13 protein-coding genes are annotated in these 19,806 nt (G+C 53.6%); 2 read left to right on the top strand and 11 right to left on the bottom strand.

The features are described from left to right. Positions 1-21: 21 nt before the first annotated feature. Complete coding sequence (locus ABKA16_RS00330; RefSeq protein WP_380999788.1) at positions 22-5,745, bottom strand: S8 family serine peptidase; 5,724 nt, start codon at positions 5,743-5,745, stop codon at positions 22-24. A 341-nt stretch (positions 5,746-6,086) separates the two neighbouring features. Here ABKA16_RS00330 and ABKA16_RS00325 point away from each other — a divergent pair, with 341 nt between their 5' ends. After that, the gene (locus ABKA16_RS00325; protein WP_380999790.1) at positions 6,087-6,995 is read left to right on the top strand and encodes a peptidylprolyl isomerase PrsA; all 909 of its coding nucleotides are present in this window, start codon (positions 6,087-6,089) and stop codon (positions 6,993-6,995) included. Positions 6,996-7,224: 229 nt separating this feature from the next. Here ABKA16_RS00325 and ABKA16_RS00320 read toward each other — a convergent pair whose 3' ends face one another. The 7 genes from ABKA16_RS00320 to ABKA16_RS00290 form a co-directional block, all read right to left on the bottom strand. Continuing rightward, the gene (locus ABKA16_RS00320; protein WP_380999792.1) at positions 7,225-7,485 is read right to left on the bottom strand and encodes a hypothetical protein; all 261 of its coding nucleotides are present in this window, start codon (positions 7,483-7,485) and stop codon (positions 7,225-7,227) included. A 404-nt stretch (positions 7,486-7,889) separates the two neighbouring features. Next, positions 7,890-8,330, bottom strand: coding sequence for an SRPBCC family protein (locus tag ABKA16_RS00315; RefSeq protein ID WP_380999793.1), 441 nt, complete (start codon positions 8,328-8,330; stop codon positions 7,890-7,892). 168 nt (positions 8,331-8,498) lie between these two features. After that, the gene (locus ABKA16_RS00310) at positions 8,499-9,578 is read right to left on the bottom strand and encodes a glycosyltransferase (protein WP_380999794.1); all 1,080 of its coding nucleotides are present in this window, start codon (positions 9,576-9,578) and stop codon (positions 8,499-8,501) included. Between the two features lie 115 nt (positions 9,579-9,693). Next, the gene (locus ABKA16_RS00305) at positions 9,694-11,550 is read right to left on the bottom strand and encodes an alpha-glucosidase (protein ID WP_380999795.1); all 1,857 of its coding nucleotides are present in this window, start codon (positions 11,548-11,550) and stop codon (positions 9,694-9,696) included. A 102-nt stretch (positions 11,551-11,652) separates the two neighbouring features. Beyond that, the gene (locus ABKA16_RS00300) at positions 11,653-12,606 is read right to left on the bottom strand and encodes a carbohydrate ABC transporter permease (RefSeq protein ID WP_380999797.1); all 954 of its coding nucleotides are present in this window, start codon (positions 12,604-12,606) and stop codon (positions 11,653-11,655) included. After that, positions 12,606-13,556, bottom strand: coding sequence for a carbohydrate ABC transporter permease (locus ABKA16_RS00295; RefSeq protein ID WP_380999798.1), 951 nt, complete (start codon positions 13,554-13,556; stop codon positions 12,606-12,608). Before ABKA16_RS00295 ends, ABKA16_RS00300 begins: the two co-directional genes overlap by 1 nt. Positions 13,557-13,573: 17 nt before the next feature. Further along, positions 13,574-14,854 carry an ABC transporter substrate-binding protein gene (locus ABKA16_RS00290; RefSeq protein ID WP_380999800.1) on the bottom strand — a complete coding sequence of 427 codons (1,281 nt, stop codon included), beginning with the start codon at positions 14,852-14,854 and terminating at the stop codon, positions 13,574-13,576. A gap of 138 nt (positions 14,855-14,992) precedes the next feature. On the opposite strand from ABKA16_RS00290, the gene ABKA16_RS00285 reads away from it, so the two are divergent. Further along, entirely contained in the window at positions 14,993-16,183 is a 1,191-nt protein-coding gene (locus ABKA16_RS00285; RefSeq protein WP_380999802.1) for an ROK family protein, read from the top strand. Positions 16,184-16,228: 45 nt separating this feature from the next. Here the strand turns inward: ABKA16_RS00285 and ABKA16_RS00280 are convergent, their stop codons facing one another. The 3 genes from ABKA16_RS00280 to ABKA16_RS00270 all read right to left on the bottom strand — a co-directional run bounded on the left by ABKA16_RS00280 (position 16,229) and on the right by ABKA16_RS00270 (position 19,687). Continuing rightward, a complete protein-coding gene (locus tag ABKA16_RS00280) occupies positions 16,229-18,535 on the bottom strand; it encodes an alpha-galactosidase (protein ID WP_380999804.1) in 2,307 nt (768 codons plus the stop codon). Between the two features lie 195 nt (positions 18,536-18,730). Beyond that, positions 18,731-19,237, bottom strand: a complete 507-nt coding sequence (locus ABKA16_RS00275) for a nucleoside deaminase (protein WP_381000164.1) — start codon at positions 19,235-19,237, stop codon at positions 18,731-18,733. 162 nt (positions 19,238-19,399) lie between these two features. Continuing rightward, positions 19,400-19,687, bottom strand: a complete 288-nt coding sequence (locus ABKA16_RS00270; protein ID WP_434156681.1) for a helix-turn-helix domain-containing protein — start codon at positions 19,685-19,687, stop codon at positions 19,400-19,402. Positions 19,688-19,806: the final 119 nt, after the last annotated feature.

The raw sequence follows: 19,806 nt of genomic DNA, 5'->3' as shown, positions 1-19,806 counted from the left end.
TCAGGCCCCATCGCCTGAAGCTTATGCCTGGATTTTATGGTCCGCCCGGGATGCCCGGATCGCCAGGCCCTTCTTCGCGAAAGCGAATGCGGCAAGTACAGCCAGCACGGTGACAGCGCTGAGGCCAAGCAGGGTATGGGCCTCATCCCCGGTATATGCCAGGGAAGAAGGCCTGGCTGACCTGTATGGGGCCTGCGCCAGTATGCCGGTTGTACCGCTGCCCGAGACCTGCGCACCTTGCGGCGCGGATGCCGCAGGGCCGGACGCCCCGGCAGACCCGTGGGCGCCAGCCGCAGACGGCTGCTGCCCGGCTGAGGATGAAGCACCCTGGGCCGAATCCTCAGGATGGGAAGCCTTATTCCCGGCATTCTCAGCATTCTCAGCATTCTCAGTGCTGTCCGTTTTAACGGCTTCCCCGGCTGCAGCAGCGGCGACGCCTTCCCGCATGCTTTTCAGCTTCTGCAGATAAGACAGCTTTGTGCCAACATCACCGGAAGACTTCGCCGCGGTACGGGCGGTATCGGCCGCAGCAGACCAGCTGCTCCCAGCGGGGCCGGAGACGCTCTCCGCTGCCGCAGGTGCAGCTTTTATATCTGCAGAGATCCGCTCAACAGCAGAGTCCAGAAGCCCGCCCAGTTTTGCCTCACCCTGGCTGGCTGTGACTTTCCCGGACTGCACCAGGGCTGCCAGCGCATCACAGTCCGCCGCGAAAGACCTCCCGGTAACGGTATTGGCCTGAGCAGCCAGTTCCGGGCCAAGGGCCTCCCTCACGGTATGGATCCTGTTCAGCAGCGCCGTCTGTTCAGTTTCAGACAGCATGGCCTGCCCTGCAGCCGTGCCTGTGCCGGCACCGGCAGCATCAGCATTCTGGCCGGTCCCGCCCTGCGCATTGGCACCGTTATTATCCTGGATGTTGTTCACGATGTACGATACAACCGCGGATTCGTTGCCGTACCGGTCAACCGACTTGAAGCTGAACAGCCCGTTAGCCGTAACAACTACCCCGCCGGCGGGGACATCCTGATAGGTTGCCCCGTCAGTGCTGTACCGGACTGTTTCATCAGCTGAGGCGGCTTTGGCAGTCAGCGTTACCGACGCTGCCGGCCCAGTCGTGCTTGGGGTGATCACCGGCGAAGCCAGGGTTTTCCTCGGCTCATAGTATACCGTGATTCTTTTGGTGACAGTATTATTCCCGGAATCGGTGACAGCCACAGTAAGGATATTCCTGCCCTTCACCAGCCTGGCAGTATAGTTGATATCCATTCTCCCGGGCTTGCCGCTATTGATATCGACATCCTCGTACTGGGTGGCAACATTGCTGCCGTTGATCATCAGCTTGAGGTAATCGACATTGTCGGTTGCCGTACCGGTGATCCTGTAAGCCGGATCATTCGTGTACGCCGGCCTATTTGTCGGATTATCAAGCGCCAGTGCGGGAGGGACGGTATCCAGCACGAAAGTCAGAACCTCCTGGAAAGACCTGTCCTGGGTAGTATCCCCAACTATCACGCTGAACGGCTTCTGCCCGGCGGTCCCCAGGTTCAATGTGAACTTGAACGTCAGGTCGTCGTTGATCGGCACATCCTTGCCGTCAACTTTCAGCGTGGTGGTAGGATGCTTGACTTTACCGGTAATCGTTGCCATGCCGGTTTTCGCATCGTAATACCTCGACCTGCGGGCTGTGACCTCATTAGTACCAAAGGTAATGCCATTATTGAATGTGACGGCATTTTTGAGTACTTCAGCATCATATGACGATGTGACCATCTTGTAGGTGCTTGCAGTATTCCCGTCAGCATCCTCAAGCTGGACAGTGATCCTGTTGGAACCATATGAAACAGGGACATCAGCGCTGAACTTGTGCCCGGCATCGATCTGCGCCCTTATCGGCGTGCCCGAAGTAGAGGTTGAGATAGTGACGCTTTCGGTATCATCACTGACCGTCCCTGAAACTTCAACAGAGGATTCCGAAGTCTGCCTCTCGCCGCCATTGATCTTCACATCAGCGAAGCTCGGGGCCTTCAGCCTTACATCAGTCCCAAAGCTCTGCACCAGCTGCGTGCGGGCAGCATTATTGTACAGATTGACCGTGCTATGGTAATCCTCCGCAGTCAGAGGCAGGCTGCCTTTGAAATTGCGGGTCACGGAGTTGTAGGTGATATCCATGTTATGGGTCTTGCCCTGTGAATCAGTATACGTACCGTAGACCTTCCCCGGATAAGTGCCGGAGAACGTATAGGTACCGGTGCCGTCATCGAAGGGGCTTTCCTCATAGCCATCTGTTGGCTGGGATATCTTCTGCGGGATGCCGCCCTTGTCTATGATAAGGCCGTACATAACATCGCCGGGCTTCTGCACCCTTTCTTCCGCACTGGCACCATTCCCGGCATTATCAGTCAGATATGCGCCGATCCTGTTGTCGCCAGCAGCAAGCGCATCTGCCTGCTGCTGGGTCAGCACTGCCCTGATCTGCGAGTAGCCGTCAGGCGTTGTGCCGGTCACCGTATACGAGCCGTAAGGGTTGCTGATGCCGTTCACAGACACTTCAATATTATGCGAGATGCTGAGCCCGCTGAAATCATCCTTAGCCTCTGCCGACAGATAATACACAGTCTTGCCCTGCTTCTGCTCCTGAGCCAGCGAGACATTCCGGACTACAGGCGCCTTGGAATCAAGCTTGAACAGCACATCATAGGCCTGCCGCCTGTCCCCGCCGGACGGCACAGCGGAAATCCGGTACACATACTGCCCGTCTTTCGCATGTTTTACAACACCGTCGCTCTGGTCGTAATACGTACCGTCCCAGGTAGGCGGATAGTAATAGGAATACCTGCCTGCAGAAGGCCTGTAAATAGTCTTGATCTGGTTGGCAGACGAGCTTAATGTTGTAACAACATTGCCGCTGCTGTCAAGTATCTCGACTTTAACATCCCTGGCATTCCTCAGCATGTAGTACTGCATGCCTATACCGTTATACAGGGCGGAGGAAGAAGTGGAGAATGCAACAGCATCCGTATTTACCTTCCGGCTGCCCTGCGCATCAATATACAGCCCGCCGTAATACTGGTCCCCTGAATCCTGGTTGAGCATCAGCGGCACAGTGCCGTAATTGCCGGTTGCCGGGCTGGCTGTAATGCCGTTGATGGCATCAACGATTTTCCCGCTGTTCCAGTCCCCGAAGAACCCCATATAGGGTATGTTCAGGCGCGTGCCGTCGTTCCCCCTGAAGTTCAGGAACCCTTCCACGAACTGCTGGGTGCTGAATGATTCCGGCAGAACCAGCTGGAATTCTACCTGGGCTGTCCCGCCGGCAGGGACATTGATAGTGCTCCCTGCCTTGATGGAAGCCCCATCGATCTTTGTGTCATACAGTACGCCGGTAGCGGGATCAGTTGCAGATGTATAGACAGCATTGGTGCTGTCGTTGGAATCTATGGTATATACCATGCTCTGGCCTGTCGGGTTCGTGAAAGTGAGCCTGAACGTTGTGGTCCTCCCATTGAAGCTTTTAAGCTCAACAGCAGGATATCCGTTTTCCGAAACGACCGTTGACGGATTGTTCTCCAAAGCATCGATAGCTGCCTTGACGTCGATCATTCCGGCACCCTGGCGCCTTGGCGACACTATGGCGTTGCCATGGCCTGTGTCTTTGACCGGCTGCGCAGTATTCATTTCCACAGCCTTGAGCAGGTCGGTAATCTGGGTCCCCTTAAGCTTCTGATAGTAGGCATAGAACTTATTATTTTTATTGTTCATCGCCTGTTTGAGGAGAGCCTGGGAACCCGCAACGAACGGGGACGCCATTGATGTACCCGACATATTCGTGTACCCGTTATTATTCTGCGTAGACCAGATATTCCCGCCCGGAGCTGTGATATCAGGTTTGAAGGACAGGTCGGAAGCCGGGCCGTATGATGTGAATGTAGACATCCGGTCAGTAAGGTAGCTCTGATTCGGCAGAGGCATCAGGGCAATCTTTACAGTAAGCGCCGTACCCTTATGCTGGTCCACCCAGTCAATAAGCTTGTGCCCGGTAACATTAGACAGGCCGAAAGCGGGGAAATCAGAAGACAGGGCAATACCTGTGAAGGGGGATGTGCTGCCTGTCTGGTTATTGACAATAACCACACCTGTTGCGCCCGCCTGCTGCGCATATTTCTGCTTGTCTGTAAAAGTCATGCTCCCGCGGTTGACAATAGCGATCTTGCCTTTTGCCTCAGATGTATAGTCACCCAGGTCACCTGTACTGAGTTCACCGTTGGCTTTCCGCACTACATAAAACTGTTTCTTATTGAAACTGCCTGCAAAACTGTCCGCTGAAAGCCTGACAGACTCAGGCCCGAGCTTGAAACCGTCAGCGTCTGAGAACGTTACCGCCTGGCTGATGACCTGCGAATTTTCGCCTGAAGCAACGGTGGTGGCGCCTCGTGATGCCCCCGGCGTACCTACTGTTTCAAGATCGCTGAGTCCGTAGAAATCTTTGTTGACGCCTTCAGAGGCAGAAGCCGAGGTCCCTGAATTCCCCGCAGAAATTACTGCAGCAGTACCGGCTTCGTTGGCATTCTGCACTGCAGCCTGTTCAGGGTCCTGCAGCGTCTGGTCGCCTGAAGCGGCCCCCAGCGACATATTCAGCACATCAGCGCCGAGCTTCGAGGAATCTTCCACTGCAGCCACTATAGTGACCGTTCCCGTTGTGGACGACGTACTTGAATTGGAAAATACTTTCATTGCCAGGAGCTGCGCCTCAGGGGCAACGCCGGTCACAGAGCGCGCAGGGTCTGTGCCTGTGCCGTTCGCTCCGATGATGCCGGCCACGTGCATCCCATGCTGGCTGTCTTCGCTGTTGTCAGTGATTATGGTGTTGTTATCAGCATAATTGTAGCCGTAAGGGACTTTAGGAGTGAAGTATTTCCCGTGCTTTGCCTTGCTGATGAAATTGCTGACATCCGACCGGGTCAGTTTAACGTCCCGCTCATTGCTGAGCCTCATATCTTTATGGTTTGGGTCGATCCCGGTATCGATAACGGCAACAACGGTATGCTCGCCTTTATATTTGTAGCTTGACCACACTGCCTGCACGTTTGCCATGGAATTGGCGTTAGCCTCGGAAGGATAATAGACTTTCGCAGGCGTAACGCTTTTCACGCCGGCGATCTGCCTGAGCCTGCCGATATCACTGGCTTTGGCTTTAGTTGTGAAACCGTTGAAAACATAGCCGTAGCTTCTGCCTGGGGCCTGCCCGGTCACCTGCTCGGCTGCTTTTTTAACGCTCGCCTGGGCGGCTATTACAGTATCGGTTTCCCGCTGGATCTCAGCGGTACTGGAATAGTCAGCGCGCAAAGTGCCGTTTTTCGATGCCGGCGCTGCAGACATCTGGACTATTACATCAACGTAAATGTTATCCTGCTGCGTATGGCTGAGTTTGCTGTAACTGATATTTTTTACGGCCAGCTGATCAGCGATCGCCTGTTCGGCAGTTACTGTATCCGTACCTGTACCGGTATCTGCCCTGTTTTCTGCGGTATAGGCCTGTGCCTTGCCGGCAGATGCCGGATCGGCTGCAGTGCCTGCACTGTTATGCGACTGCTGGTCTTTTGCTGCAGTGGCTGTCGGAGGCTTGCCCGGCTGGGCCGTTGGCGCAGATGCGGTATCCGCCAGGACTGTGCCGGACGGAAGCGCTGCGAAAACCCCGAAAGTAACAGCAGCAGCTAAAAGAAAAGTTACCCCTTTCTTTTTTGCTTGCATGATGCCCTCCAATTCTCATATATTTAGGTGGATCACGGTTAAAAATACCGTGATATGGTTAGGGGCTATTGTACTCAGATCTGAGATTTTCCAAGGGAAAAGTATTCATTTTCCGCCTGGTCTGTTTATAATGCAGGAATATTTTATAAATTTATACATAACATCCTTGAAAAATAAGGGATCAAGAAAGTTCTTACATCTGTCCACTATGTGGAACCCTGCATACGGGCGTGTGCCTACTAAAATAAGCCAGTACGAAGCAAAACAGCCTAGCTGTGGCTGTTCCGCAGCAGCACATATTATTTAATTTATCCATTGCTAATACGCGAAGGAGAATAACGATGAAGAGGAAAACAGGAGTTCGGGCCCTGCTGGCAGGGATAGCAGCGGCAGCACTGCTGGCCGCCGGCCTTGGGGGATGCGGGCGTGATCCTGCTGTCGCCACATATGACGGCGGCGAAGTATCCCAGCAGGAACTTTATAATGAGCTTAAGCGCTCCCCCTCCGGGAAAACAGTCCTCGCGAACCTCCTGATCTATAAGGCGCTGGACAAGGAATACGGCAGTTCAGTAAGCGCAAAAAGCGTTGACGATGCTTATGCAGACTATAAAAAACAGTATGGGGATAATTTCAGCTCCTATCTGAGCCAGAACGGTTTTACCAGGAAATCTTTCAGGCAGAGCCTGCGCACCAACCTCCTGAGCGAAGTGGCACTGAAACGGCTTAAGAAGGTGTCTGAAGACCAGCTCAGGGAAGCTTGGGAAACCTACCGGCCGCGGGTCACCGTACAGCATATCCTGGTAGGGGATGAAGGCACTGCCAGGCGCGTTATAGCAGAGCTGAACGCCGGCGGCAATTTCAGTACGCTTGCCGGCACATACTCGATCGATACCTCAAGCAAGGACCAGGGCGGCACGGTGGCCTTTGAGGCGGCTGACAGGAATTTTGACTCGACTTTCAAAGATGCCGCGTACGCGCTGAAAGATGGGGAATACACCCGGGATCCGGTGCAGGTCACTAATGGGTATGAAATTATTAAAATGATAAAAAATCCGGGTAAAGGCGAATTCAAAGATAAAAAGAAGGAGCTGACAGAAACCGTATACTCAAAGTGGCTGCGCGATACGAACATAATGCGGCAGGTCATCAGCCAGGTCCTGAAAAATGAACATGTCACTATCAAAGATAAAGACCTGGCTAATGCGCTTGACACCTATAAGGCAGCTGCGCCGTCACTCCAGAAGAAGTGAGTGGGGGAGGAAGGGGGCCCCGGTCAGCCCCTTTCAGTGATGCTTCTGCGCAGCTTTCGGAATATTACGCCGATGCCGGCGCCTATGGCGTATGCTGCTGCTGAGCATAGTATAACCGCACCTTCATAGGGGAGCGCCAATGCCCCTAAAAGCTGAGAAGTGCTGTCCTCAGAGTACTCAACTAAATGCCAACGGATCACGTCATAAAGGAAAAACGCGAGTGCGCTTATTATCTCAAGCCCGGCAACACAATCAGTATCTGCGGGATCGCTACTTCCCACTTGGGGAATGCAATACCCGTGATAAGCATAATAATCGCCATAGGAATGGCAGAAAGCATAACACCTATGATCACCAACCAGTCGAAGTCCCCTTCAACAATACCGTAGCCCCAGAATACCGCAGGGCTAAAAAGTATGATCACTGCACTCAGAACAGTGACAACTGCAAACTGGACGCGGGTTATATGCTTGAACATCCGTGAGAACATCGTTATCCTCCATCCCGGCCATACCAAAAACTCTAAACCATAAAGATAACATCTATATTATCCAGCAAAAGGGCTTCTTGATATAGCCTTATAATCCTGACGGTTTTATTCTAGCAAACCCGAAAAAGTACTTGCAGAAAACCGATAAAACACCTGTCAGTGCATCATTCCCATAAGGCTATAATGGAATCACATTCTGTATCAGATTAGGGGACAAGCCATATCGACAAGGTGGTCATATGAAGGATAAAACGGGCATATACCCATTGCGCATGGCAGCCGGCATCACGGCCCTCTGCAGTATTATGCTTTCCGGCTGCGGGATTAACGCTACAAAAGTTACTGATTTCTCCCGAATAAAGCTGAGCCAGTATGACTACGCTTTACATGCGGGCTCTCAACGTTCAGACAGGCATATGGGGAATACCGCTTACACCATTTTTATTGATAAATACTTTCTTTAAATCCATAACAAATTGTGATTGTTGTTTTCTTAAATATGATTTTACAAAGGGTTTCATAATTATTCTTTTTACTATTACACATTCTGTAAAATCTATTTGAGTTTTATTTCCTTTAGAAGTAAAAATGCCAGTCCAATGTCCTTTTATATTACTGTTTTCCATATCAAACTCCCAACGCTCATACGGTTTTACAACAGTAATAGTAAAGGTGGTAGGAAAGCCATCTTTGGCATATTCAACAAATTGTTTTTTATTTATTACTTCCGTTTTACTTAAATCACTCCGCCATTGACTGTATTTTTCAACCGCTAAAACAGTTTCCCAAACCTTATGAATATCACTATCAATACTTTCTTTTATATTTGAAGTTGTTTTTTTCATATCCATATTACAACGGTTCCATATATCCACTACAACGATAATCTAATTATACAGACTATTTTTGCTGTCCCTGTGGGTTGTGGCTCCGCTGATTGCCCTTATTCTCCAACACAATGTCGTCCGCCTTGATATATCAGTCCACATCAGCCCCTCGATATCTGCCTCCGCTCAGTTCCCTGCACTTTCGGGCGGCACAGGCATCGGTTTCCAGTCCGGATCGTGGAGGATGCGGTGCTCTGCGGCCCACCCTTTGCATATCTGGATGAACCCCGAGCGCAGGCTTTTCCTGTCTACAGTAAACAGGCGGATAAGCTCCTTGCAGAAAGTGATGGCGTTGCCCAATGCAAACGCAGCCGGATAGTAATCGCCATGCGCCATGTAGTAGCGGGCCAGGAAACCGCGGTTGCGCATAAGATAGAAACGTTTGACGTCTGACATGGAATTGATCTGCGGAAGCCCTGCAATATCAATATTTGCGAGCGTGCGCGTGCGGCGCAGCACCTTATCTCTGATAATGATGGGCTCGGTAACCTTGCTGGCAAGATATCCGAAATTGGCATCATCCCAGGCAATGAAGAAACGGGGATCAGGGAAACCGGCCTTATCGACTACCGATCTCTTGAACAGCCCGCCTTCAAAACACATAGAATTCATGGGGCGGAAACCGGAAGCGCCGAACTTCGGCGGGGAGAACGGGTTGGGGATGCCCAGCGGGATTATAGTCTGATACTGCCAGTAAAAATCGCCGCCGTCAAAATCGTAGCGGCCGCCCTGTATGGCTTCAAAATTTTTCATCCATGGGGACAGCTTTTCCAGTGCATCAGGGAGGGCGGCTACATCATCATCCATCACCCAGAACCATTCGCTGCCGCGGTCGTAAGCCTCTTTCACGCCACGGTAGAACCCCCCTGCGCCGCCGGTGTTTTCCTTCATAGGGATATACACCACACAGTCAGTCCCGCCTTTAGCATCTGCCGAAGGGGTACTTCCCGAAGAATGCTGCCGATGGGGAGCATGCCTGCCTTCGGGCACAGACAGCGCTTTCTCAAGCGCTTCAGCGATCCTCTGTGTGTCGGCGGAAGCTTCATTATCCACTATAATGACGCGCCACGGCTTAATGGTGAGGCCTTTAATGGAATCGCACAGTTCCTGGAGCAGCTCCTGACGTTTATATGTCACAATGACCATTGAAAGCCGGTCAGTTACTGCGTGCGCCTGATGGGAATTCCGAACCGTCATGCCTTCCATGATAACAGCCTCACTGTTCTATACGTATATTGGTAATGTTGTACGGCGGCAATGCTGCGTCCGGACAGTGCGCCATCCCGCAGCCTGTATGCGTGTTGTATAAGCCAATAAATGCCTACAGCTGGTATACGAAAGCCTCCCATGGGGAAAGCCTGCCGATAAGCAGTGAGGCCACAGTTTCCTCAGGCCTGTATGTTGAGACCAGTATCTGGTCCGCACCGGCCCGCCCATTCACCAGAGCCGCTGTCTGGGGCGGCACCTTTGCGGGCTGTGACGATACATTAACGGCTACAAGCAGCTGATGCCCGTCCGCTTCAGGGATGCCGCGGGATTCATCAGCAGGCAGGCTGCGCGTAAAAGCATAGACCTGTTCGTCATCGGCATCCAGCAGATCCCACTTCCCCGCAGAAACGAGCACATTGTCATGCCGCAGGCGGATCAGCTCTTTATAAAAGGAATATACAGAATCCGGATCCCGTATTTCGTCATGCGCGTTGACCGTATCTTTATTGGGGTTCACAGATATCCACGGTTCCGTCGGCGCGTATTCTGCCGTAAAGCCAGCGTACCCGGTGCTGTCCCACTGCATTGGGGTGCGCGAGTTGTCGCGGCTCATAGCCGCCAGCCCTGCAAGCATCTCTCCGCCTGTTGACACTTTGGCTTCATCCACACGCTGATGGTACATATTGATCGATTCCAGGTCACGGTACTGGCCAAGACTCGTAAAACCTGCATTCGTCATGCCCAGCTCTTCGCCCTGGTACACATACGGCGTACCGCGGTGCATATGCATAAGCAGGGCAAGCGCCTTAGCCGAGCGTATGCGGAGCCCGTCTGTACTCGTGTCGCCCCAGCGCGATACTGAACGCGGCTGGTCATGGTTGTTGAAGAATAGTGTTGCCCACCCGGCTTTTTCAACTGCCTTCTGCTGGGCACCCATAGCCCTTTTCAGCTCAGTGAGCTTCCATGGGGTTACTGTCCACTTGCCGTCAGCACCATGGTCAACATCGGTATGTTCAAACAGGAACAGCATATCAAGCTCACGATGCACCGGATCGGTAATATATTCGTCCCGTTCAGGCGTGATCCCCGGAGATTCACCGACAGTAAGGTACCCCTCCCTGCCGTCGAACACTTCCTTATGCATCTCAGCAAGGAATTCATCGAGCCGCGGGCCGTCCTGGCAGAACGGGGCGGGGCTGGAATACCCTTCCGGGCCGGCAGCACCCGCGAATACGGCAGAACCCCCTACTCCAGGAAGCTCCCCGGCCTCATCTACTTTCTTGGAGATCAGGGTGATCACATCCATACGGAATCCATCGACACCGCGGTCCATCCACCAGTTCATCATGGTATATACCGCCTGGCGCATACTGGAGTTTTCCCAGTTCAGATCCGGCTGTTTCTTTGAGAACTGGTGGAAATAGTACTCTCCGCGGAGCGGATCGAATTCCCATGCCGACCCGCCGAAATACGATCCCCACCCGTTGGGCTCTGCGCCCTCAGTACCGGGTTCGTGCCCTTCTTTAGCCGGGCGCCACCAGTACCAGTCAGCATGCGGATCGTTTTTATCACGCGATGCCTGGAACCATGCATGCTCGTCTGATGTATGGTTGACAACCAGATCCATCACGATTTTCAGCCCGTGCCTGTGCGCCTGCGCGATAAGCTCGTCCATATCGTCAAGCGTCCCGAACATCGGATCTATATCCTGGTAATCCGCAATATCGTAGCCGTTATCATCCTGAGGCGACCTGTATACCGGGGACAGCCAGATAACATCTACGCCCAGATCAGCCAGGTAATCCAGGCGCGACGTGATCCCGCGCAAATCCCCTATGCCATCACCATCAGTATCCTGGAAAGACCGGGGATATATCTGATATACGACAGCATTAGACCACCACGGGTTGGGCGTATCGCCGTTAGTATGCACCTGCTGCGGGACTGCTTTGCGCCCGGAATCAGTCATAACTGCTCCTCAATATTTATTTATCGATATTGCCGATATTAGCTCGCCAGTTTCAGTTTACCGGTTTCAGTTTACTGCCGGATCACCGGGTTTCGCCTCTGCCTACTTTACAGCACCCCGCATCACGCCGGACACTACCCATCTCTGGGCAAAAATGTATACGATGAGGACGGGGGCCATAGCCATCAGATAGCTGGCGAACGCTACGGGATAGTTAGTATTGAACTGCGACGAGAACACGTACTGCGACAGCTGGATAGTTGAATCCTGCTGATTGGTAAGGATGATCAGCGGAAGCATGAAATCGTTCCACACCCACAGCACTGTCATAATGCCGATAGTCGCGTTTATAGGCCCCATCAGCGGAAAGACGATAGTCCAGAATACGCGCCACGTACTCGCTCCGTCGATCCGCGCAGCTTCTTCCAGGGACACAGGGATAGAGCGGATAAACCCGACCCCGATAAAAAGGTTCGTCCCCAGGCCAAGCACCGTGTACAGGATGATCAGGCCGAACTGGTTGTCCAGATGCATCCATCCCATCTGGCGGGCCAGAGGCAGCATGATCACTGTAAACGGCACGAACATGGCTGCAATAAAGAAATAATAGAGGAATTTGAAGAACGGCCTGTCCATATTGCGGGCGATGGCATATGCTACGAACGTATTGCTCACCAGGGTAAGTGCTGTTGCGCACACAGTGATCAGAAGGGTCGTCCATGCTGCATGGGGGTAATTCACCATATTCCATGCCTGGGCGTAATTGCCCCAGTTCCATGTTTTCGGCAGCTCAAATCCGCCGATAGTAGCATTATCTTTCAGCGACGACACTACAGCGAAGTACAGCGGCACAAGGATAACCAGGGAGAGCACTGCAGCCAGTACGGTCAGCGGCCAGTTCACACGGTTCTGTTTGGACAGGCGCAGCTTTCCCCTATTGGAGCCATAGCGTTTCGCTGCACCGACATTACGCCCCTGGCGCCCCATGGAGCCGAGGCCCGGCTTTTTCTGCTGCGTCCCTGCAGCACCTGCAGTATTTGGATGTGCACTGCTCATCAGATCTGCTCCCTGTTTGAGAAGAACCGTAACTGTACGAAGGCGATAACAGCCAGCAGGATGAAGTACACGACTGCATCTGCTGTCTGATAGGCATATTCGCCGCCCGTCAGGCCGTTATTGTAGATCAGGTAAGAAACGGTTTCCGTTGCGGAATCAGGCCCGCCTCCGGTCAATGCTACGACCTGGTCGAACGCCCCGAGGGCATTTTTCAGCGACAGCACCATATTTATGGTCACGAATGGGCCGAGAAGCGGGAAAGTGATCCGCCAGAAGCCCTGCCATGCATTTGCACCGTCTATTTCCGCCGCCTCATACACTTCCTGATCAATAGTCTGCAGGCCGGCCAGGTACAGCAATGTGTTGTACGCCACTGACTGCCACACCGTAAGGAAGACGATAGGTATCCAGGCCAGCTGCGCGCTGGTAATCATGGATGTGCTCAGCCAGTCGATATGGAGTGCCTGGCCGAGCGCCGGCAGCGGCACCATGAAAATATATTTGAAGACATAGCCGATAACAAGGACTGCCAAAGTGTACGGGATGAAATATATTGCACGGAACCCGTTCTTAAAAGCAATGCGTGAGTTCAGCAGCACAGCCAGGAACATTGCGATAAGGTTGATAAGGACCGTGCATATGACAGCGATAAAAATCGAAAAACCGTACGCATGCCATACACGGTCGTCCTGGAACAGGGCAATGTAATTTTTCAGCCCGATCCATTTATAGGTACCGAAACCCTGCGAATTCGTAAATGAATACAGGATACCCTGGATGAACGGTACGTACAGGAAGAAAGCAAAGATCAGCGCTGCAGGGACCGTCATCCAGTAATAGGTACGGTCCAGCCGCCTGCCTGCCCTCCCCTCTTTTTTGGAGGATACGGGGCCCGCACCTGAACGTGCAGATCCCGGCCTTGGATGCAGAGAAGTTGACACTGTTGTCATAATGGTCTCCTGTTGCCCTACTCAAAAGTCCTGGACTGGACTTTATCCCATTCTTTCTGCATGGCATCGGTAAACTGCTTCGTATTGCCTGTTGTTACCAGTGCCTGCAGGAAGCCTGCGAGATTGATGGATGAAGGTATCTGATGGTCGCAGAAATCTACGATGCGGCCCGAGCGGAAGAAAGGAAGTACGGGGGCGATCTCCCTGCCGCCTGCCTGTGTTTCCTTCAGCGGCGTAAAGGCGTACTGGGCTTTAGCATATTCAGCTACATTCTTCTCACTGAGAAGGAATTCTATAAACATGCGTGCTTCCTTTTCATGCTTGGTGTTTGCGCCCATAGTGAGGAGCACATCGTCACCGGCAACAAGTTTCTGCTCATTGGCATTATTGGTTGCAGGCATGTTGGCGAAGCGCAGGCTGATATCCTTATTGACCGATGTGACCTGCGGTATGGCATACGTCCCGAGAGGGAGGATGGCAGCCTTGCCGTTGGCGAAGTCCTGCGTGGCCTGCTGGTATGTCACGCCTTTGTTTGGCTGCGCATACGTATACAAAGTATGCTCCTTCTGAGCAGTTTCAGTCCACAGCTTGCCGAAATCGGTTTCCTTCTTCTTGAGTTTCGTATAGTCGCTCAGCGGTACAAGGGTACCGTTCAGGGAAGCCAGAGGGGCCTGGAGGGTCCATGTATCCGCCCACGATGCCTCAACCGGCGTGATCCCCGCGCTTTTGAGCTTCTGCAATGCTGCGATAAAGCTGTCCCACGTCTGCGGGGGATTATCAGGGTCAAGTCCCGCTTTTTTCCACAGGTCAGTATTGATGATATAGCCTGAAGCATTGCCGGCGTATGGGAGGGCATACAGCTTTTTCTTTGCCGGATCGGACGTCTGGACGAGATCCCTTGATATCTGCAGCATGCCGGTATTGAGCCTTTTCGTGATTGGGTCGCCTTCCCAGTTATGGTAGACCCCCGAAGCTGCAAAATATCCGTAGCTGATATCGCCGTTCAATGTGATAACATCGGGTACCCGACCTTTTACCAGCCGTGTGCGCATATCGGTCTGCGCATTTGCCGTGTTATTGACATTGATTGTAATATTGGGATGAAGTTTCTCAAATTCACGCGCCTTCTGGGTAAACCATGAAGCAGCTTCCGCCTTAAACTGGAAAAAATCAAGGGTGACCTGCTGCGACTGGGAGCTGCCGCACGCCGCGAGCGCTGAACCTGCTAACGCTACGGTAGCCACTGTACTGATAAGCCGTCCTATTATCTTCCTCATTTTAAGGGTGCCATTCCTCATAATGACTCCTTTTACCATGGTACGGCAGCCATGCCGCAACTCACTACAACACTGCCCAGTCTAATTTCTTTCGATTTATATTCCTACTTTGGGCATGTTCCTATTGTTTTGAAAGTAAAGCATGATAATTTAGTATATATGGAAAATAATCGCATACCTTTATGGTTCAGGCACTCAGAAAATACACACGCAATCGCTGCCGATATCATGCGGAACAGTCCTGTTTCACGGTCGCAGCTGGCACGGAAGCACAAGCTGTCACAGGGGACATTATCGAAGATAACCGGCGAACTGCTGTATGACGGCATCATCGAAGAAAGCGATGCCGCAGCTTCTCCCGGCAGTGCAGAAATGCGCACGGGAGATGCCGGCAGGGGGAGGCCGCAGACCGCACTGCAGATAGCGGCAAAATCCCGGACTTATATAGGCGTCAATATACACACCTACGAATGCATAATGGCAGTGACCGATGCAATGTGCTCTGCAATCTGCGAACCCCTTATCATCCACTATACCGATAACCGTCCGGAAAACCTTACGGCCCTGATCTCCCAGGGAATAGGGCAGCTGTCACAGGCTGCTGCAGAACGCGGTTTCCCCCAGCCCTCGGCAGCAGGGATCACAATAGGCGGGCATATCCTCAACGACAATACTGTGACTTTCGCACCGTTCCTCCAGTGGAACAAGAATGTCGATTTCGGCAATATGGTGCAGGAAGCCGCACATATGCCGGCAGCAGTATTCAATGATCTGGATTCCCTGCTCGCATACGAAAGCTGGTTCGGTGCAGGCCGCAGTTCCCGGCGGTTCGCCCTGCTGACCATCGGGCTGGGGATCGGGTATGCGCTGTGCGACGGCGGGGAGCCCGTTGATTACCCCGATAAAAGTTACGGTATGGCGGGGCATGTGCCCGTTGACCCCGACGGGCCGGTCTGCTACGCCGGGCACAAAGGCTGCTCGCAGTGCCTGACTTCACCGTCAATAGCCATGGAATATTCGCAGCTTATCGGGCATGCATCTACATTCGAGGATTTCGCCCGCAACGCGGAATCAGGCAAACCCATAGCCCGCTACCTTGTGGAACGCACATGCTACAGGCTTGGGGTCCTCATAGCGACAGTTGCCAATATGGCGATGCCCGAAAAAATACTTATTGGGGGCGAATCAGCATATCTGGCTGAAAGCGCACTGGAATCCATCAGGACGGGCGCCGGCCGCTACCGGCACAGCAGGGCTCAGCAGGTGCAGTTTGAGATCCTGAAATACGGGTGGGAACGCTGGGCGCTCGGCGGGGCTGCGCGGGTTATCGCCATGTCTGTTAAAGGATAGGGCGCAGTGCACTGCTCTATCCCCTCCTGCAGGCCTCGCACACACTTACACTTTTTCAGCTGCAAAAATAACAGCCTGTGCAGGATGGAGCTGCGGAGGGCGGATGCCGTAATTGGTGAGCGACTGCGCAGACAGTGTGACCCCCCGGGGCGTCCACCAGTATAACGGCCCTTCCCCGTTGCCTGTCCCGGAAAGGTCCCGGCTGGCGGCGAGCGGGTAAACACGGTATGAACCGTCCGGGTCGAGGCCGGGCAGGCGGACAGGGGCAGCAGGGTAGTTCGGCGACGTAGCCACCTGGATAAAGCGGAAATACCCGCGCGACCTGTCGGCAGAGACTATACCGTCCACGCAGACAGAAGCATCGTTGGTATCAGACTGGACCAGGCTGCCTTCAGCGATCAGGGGGCGCATGTTTTTATACAGCGCGATCCACGAGGACAATTCGTCAAGCTGATCCTGCCCGACAGCATTAAGGTCCCACTCCACACCAAGATGGCCGAAAAGCGACGTAATGGCCCGCATCGGCAGCGATGTTGCGCGCCGCGTGGAGTGCGCAGGGGATGCACCGATATGCTCGCCTATCATTTCAGGAGGGACGAGCAGGGCTGTGTACCGCTGTATCGCAGCGCGTTCAACAGGGTCCACGCAGTCAGATGCCCAGATACGGTCGCAGAATGCGAGGATCCCCATATCTACACGCCCTCCGCCCGAACTGCACGACTCGATCTCAAGGCCCGGATGGCGGAGTTTCAATGCTTCAATGATCGCATAAACAGCCAAGGTCTGGTTATGGACTGCCGGGGTTCCGGAATGCCGGGAAACAGCTTCGGATACAAGCTTATTATGGTCCCACTTGATATAGCTGATCCCTGTTTCGCTGACCAGGGAATCCATCGCATGGAAAATATACGACAGTGCAGCCGGATTGGTCAGGTCAAGCACCTGTTGGGACCGGCCCTGGACGGCACTGCGCCCCGGCGTGGGAGACAGTACCCAATCAGGATGGGCACGGGCGATCCGGGAATCGGGGTTGACCATTTCAGGCTCAAACCACAGGCCAAACTCCATACCCCGGCTGCGGACATAGTCGGCAAGCGGGCGGAGGCCTTCCGGCCATACGTCTTCAGAGACCTGCCAGTCACCCAGCCCTGAAGTATCATCCCTGCGGGACCCGAACCATCCGTCGTCTACCACAAAACGTTCCACACCGCATGACTGCGCAGTGTCGGCAAGCTTCTTCAGCGTATCGAATGAATGGTCAAAATATACGGCTTCCCACGTATTCAGGATGACCGGACGCGGTTTGCTGCGCAGATTGGGGTGGAGCTGGCGCAGGGTCTTATGGAACCTGCGTGCAACTTCGTTGAGCCCCCGGCCGTAGCTGCCGTATACCCACGGGGTTATATACTTTTCGCTGACCTTAAGCTCCACTTCACCGCCCAGAAGCAGCTCTCCGCCGCCTAAAACAGGCAGGCTGAACGGCGTCGAATCTATGCTGAGCGTACTGTTCCCGCTCCATCCCACATGCACGCTCCATACTTCGCCTTCCTCGAAGCCGAATCCGCGGGTACCGGCGCTCATCAGCAGGGATGCATCAAAATCAGGCCTGCCCATGACTGAATTCTTTTCAAAACGGCCTTTAACAAGAGGCTGCCGCTGCGGCGAGCGTTCCCGGAGATGATGCCCTGTCGCAGTCATGATTTCGCTGGCCGCAGGAGGCACTGGGAAACCCAGCTCAACAGCCTGCACAGAAAGGGGGGCTCCGCCTTCCAGCTTCCCTATATTCCTGACCTCAGCTTTCTGCCTGACTAATCCGGAATCAAGCACCTGTATTTCCCAGACAAGCTCCACACCCTGCTCGCTGTCACGCGCCACAACTACGGCATGGGGCACTGCAGCCTGATCCGGATATGTACCGCTCTGCACCTGCGCGGAACGGAGCTCATCGTCGCCGAATCCGGCAAGGGTGCGCGCCTGCCGGGAAACTTCATCAACAAACCTGCCGGCATGGTCTGCTGTAAAACTAGTTACGTCAAACTTGCAGAAAAGCTCTGTCCCTTGCGAGCGTATAACAAAACGGGATTTGCCGCTCCATGCCTCAGACTGTACCGGCATAATACTCGGGAACGGTGTTATATCAAGATTGCCTGAGACCCTTTGGGGGTGGAGAGCATCATAAAGGCCCCGGGAGGAGGACGGATCGCCCATCTCCCTGCCCCAATGGACGATATGCGGCATATCAGAACCGCACGCAGCCAGGGCAAGCGCGACGCCGCCATTGGCGAGGTATACCGTGCGCAGCGGCATGCCGGCGGATGATATGGAATCGAAAGTGCGGACAGCAGCAGTCATTGGTACCGTTCTCCTGATACGTTCTACAACTTTTATACTATGCTTTACGGTGTTCCTGCCTGCGGGGGATACGCTGTATAGCTGGCCCGCATAAGCATTTGCACTGTTTTCCTTCTGCCACTATATAAGCTGAGCTAACGATACGGAAGGTTACTTTCCCTGTCCGGGCGTGGCATGATACAAAGGAAAGTAAAGTCAGACCGGTCGGCCTGGACTGCCGGGATGATGCCGGGAACATGGGCGACGCTGTTCAAAAAAACTGCCGAGCAGCCGGGAACACTCCTCTTCGCGGATACCGCCGGCAACCTGCGGATGCGTCCCGATATGGGGATCACGGGGGATATCCCACACAGACCCGCAGGCACCCATCTTAGGGTCCCATGCTCCGAAAACGATGCTGCCTACATGGGCGCTGACAGCTGCGCCCGCGCACATGGGGCACGGTTCAAGGGTCACGACTAAAGTAAATTCTGCCAAATTCCAGGATCCATTGACGGCGGCAGCGGCGCGGATCACTTCGATTTCAGCGTGGGACAGCGGGTCGCCTTTCTGCTCACGCCTGTTATAGGACCGCGCGGCTATTGCCCCATCCCTGTCAAGCATCACAGCGCCCACAGGGACATCTGCGTTCCTCTCAGCCTCGCGGGCGCAGCGCAGCGCCTCCCCCATCGCTGTAGCCAGCGCTTCGCCGTTGATGCCCATATCCCGCCTGACTGTATCTGCAATAACTACAGCACCAGTATAAAACACCGGCATGGAGAGGGTGGTATGGATGGATCCGGGACGGGGACCGTGAACGCCTTCGATCATATATCTTCTGAAAGGGAATGCCTTATTGTTATACCTTTATTGTTCGCCTTATCGTTATTGCTTGCGCCTGCGTGATATGCCGCTGCCCAGCCGCTTAAAATGCTGTTCAAGGACCAAGGCTGCAGAAAACAGCTCGGCAGGGGTGGCTTCCAAAGCCGTGCACAACTGCCATATCTTGTCGAGGCTCACTGATTTTTCGCCGCGCTCCACGCGCCCAACGTACGACCTGTCCATTTGAGCCGAAAGTGCAAGATCTTCCTGGCTCATATTCTTTCTTTCGCGGAATTTCCGGATAGCCCGACCAAAAGAAAGCCTCTTAATATAAGTATCGTTCGCTTTCATGCGGTTCATCGTCCGTCCGAATCGGCGAGATATCAACGGATTATAAGCCGTAAATCTAAAAACAGCCTGTGAACTTCCCGGCTGTCCCGTGCCGCTCTCTAGCCTATGCCGTGACGTAT

It is taken from the genome of Scardovia wiggsiae, assembly GCF_051045985.1.
GTDB classification, from domain to species: Bacteria; Actinomycetota; Actinomycetes; order Actinomycetales; family Bifidobacteriaceae; genus Scardovia; species Scardovia wiggsiae.
The sequence above is the reverse complement of the archived record's forward strand: the minus strand, read 5'-3'. Positions and strand labels throughout refer to the sequence as shown.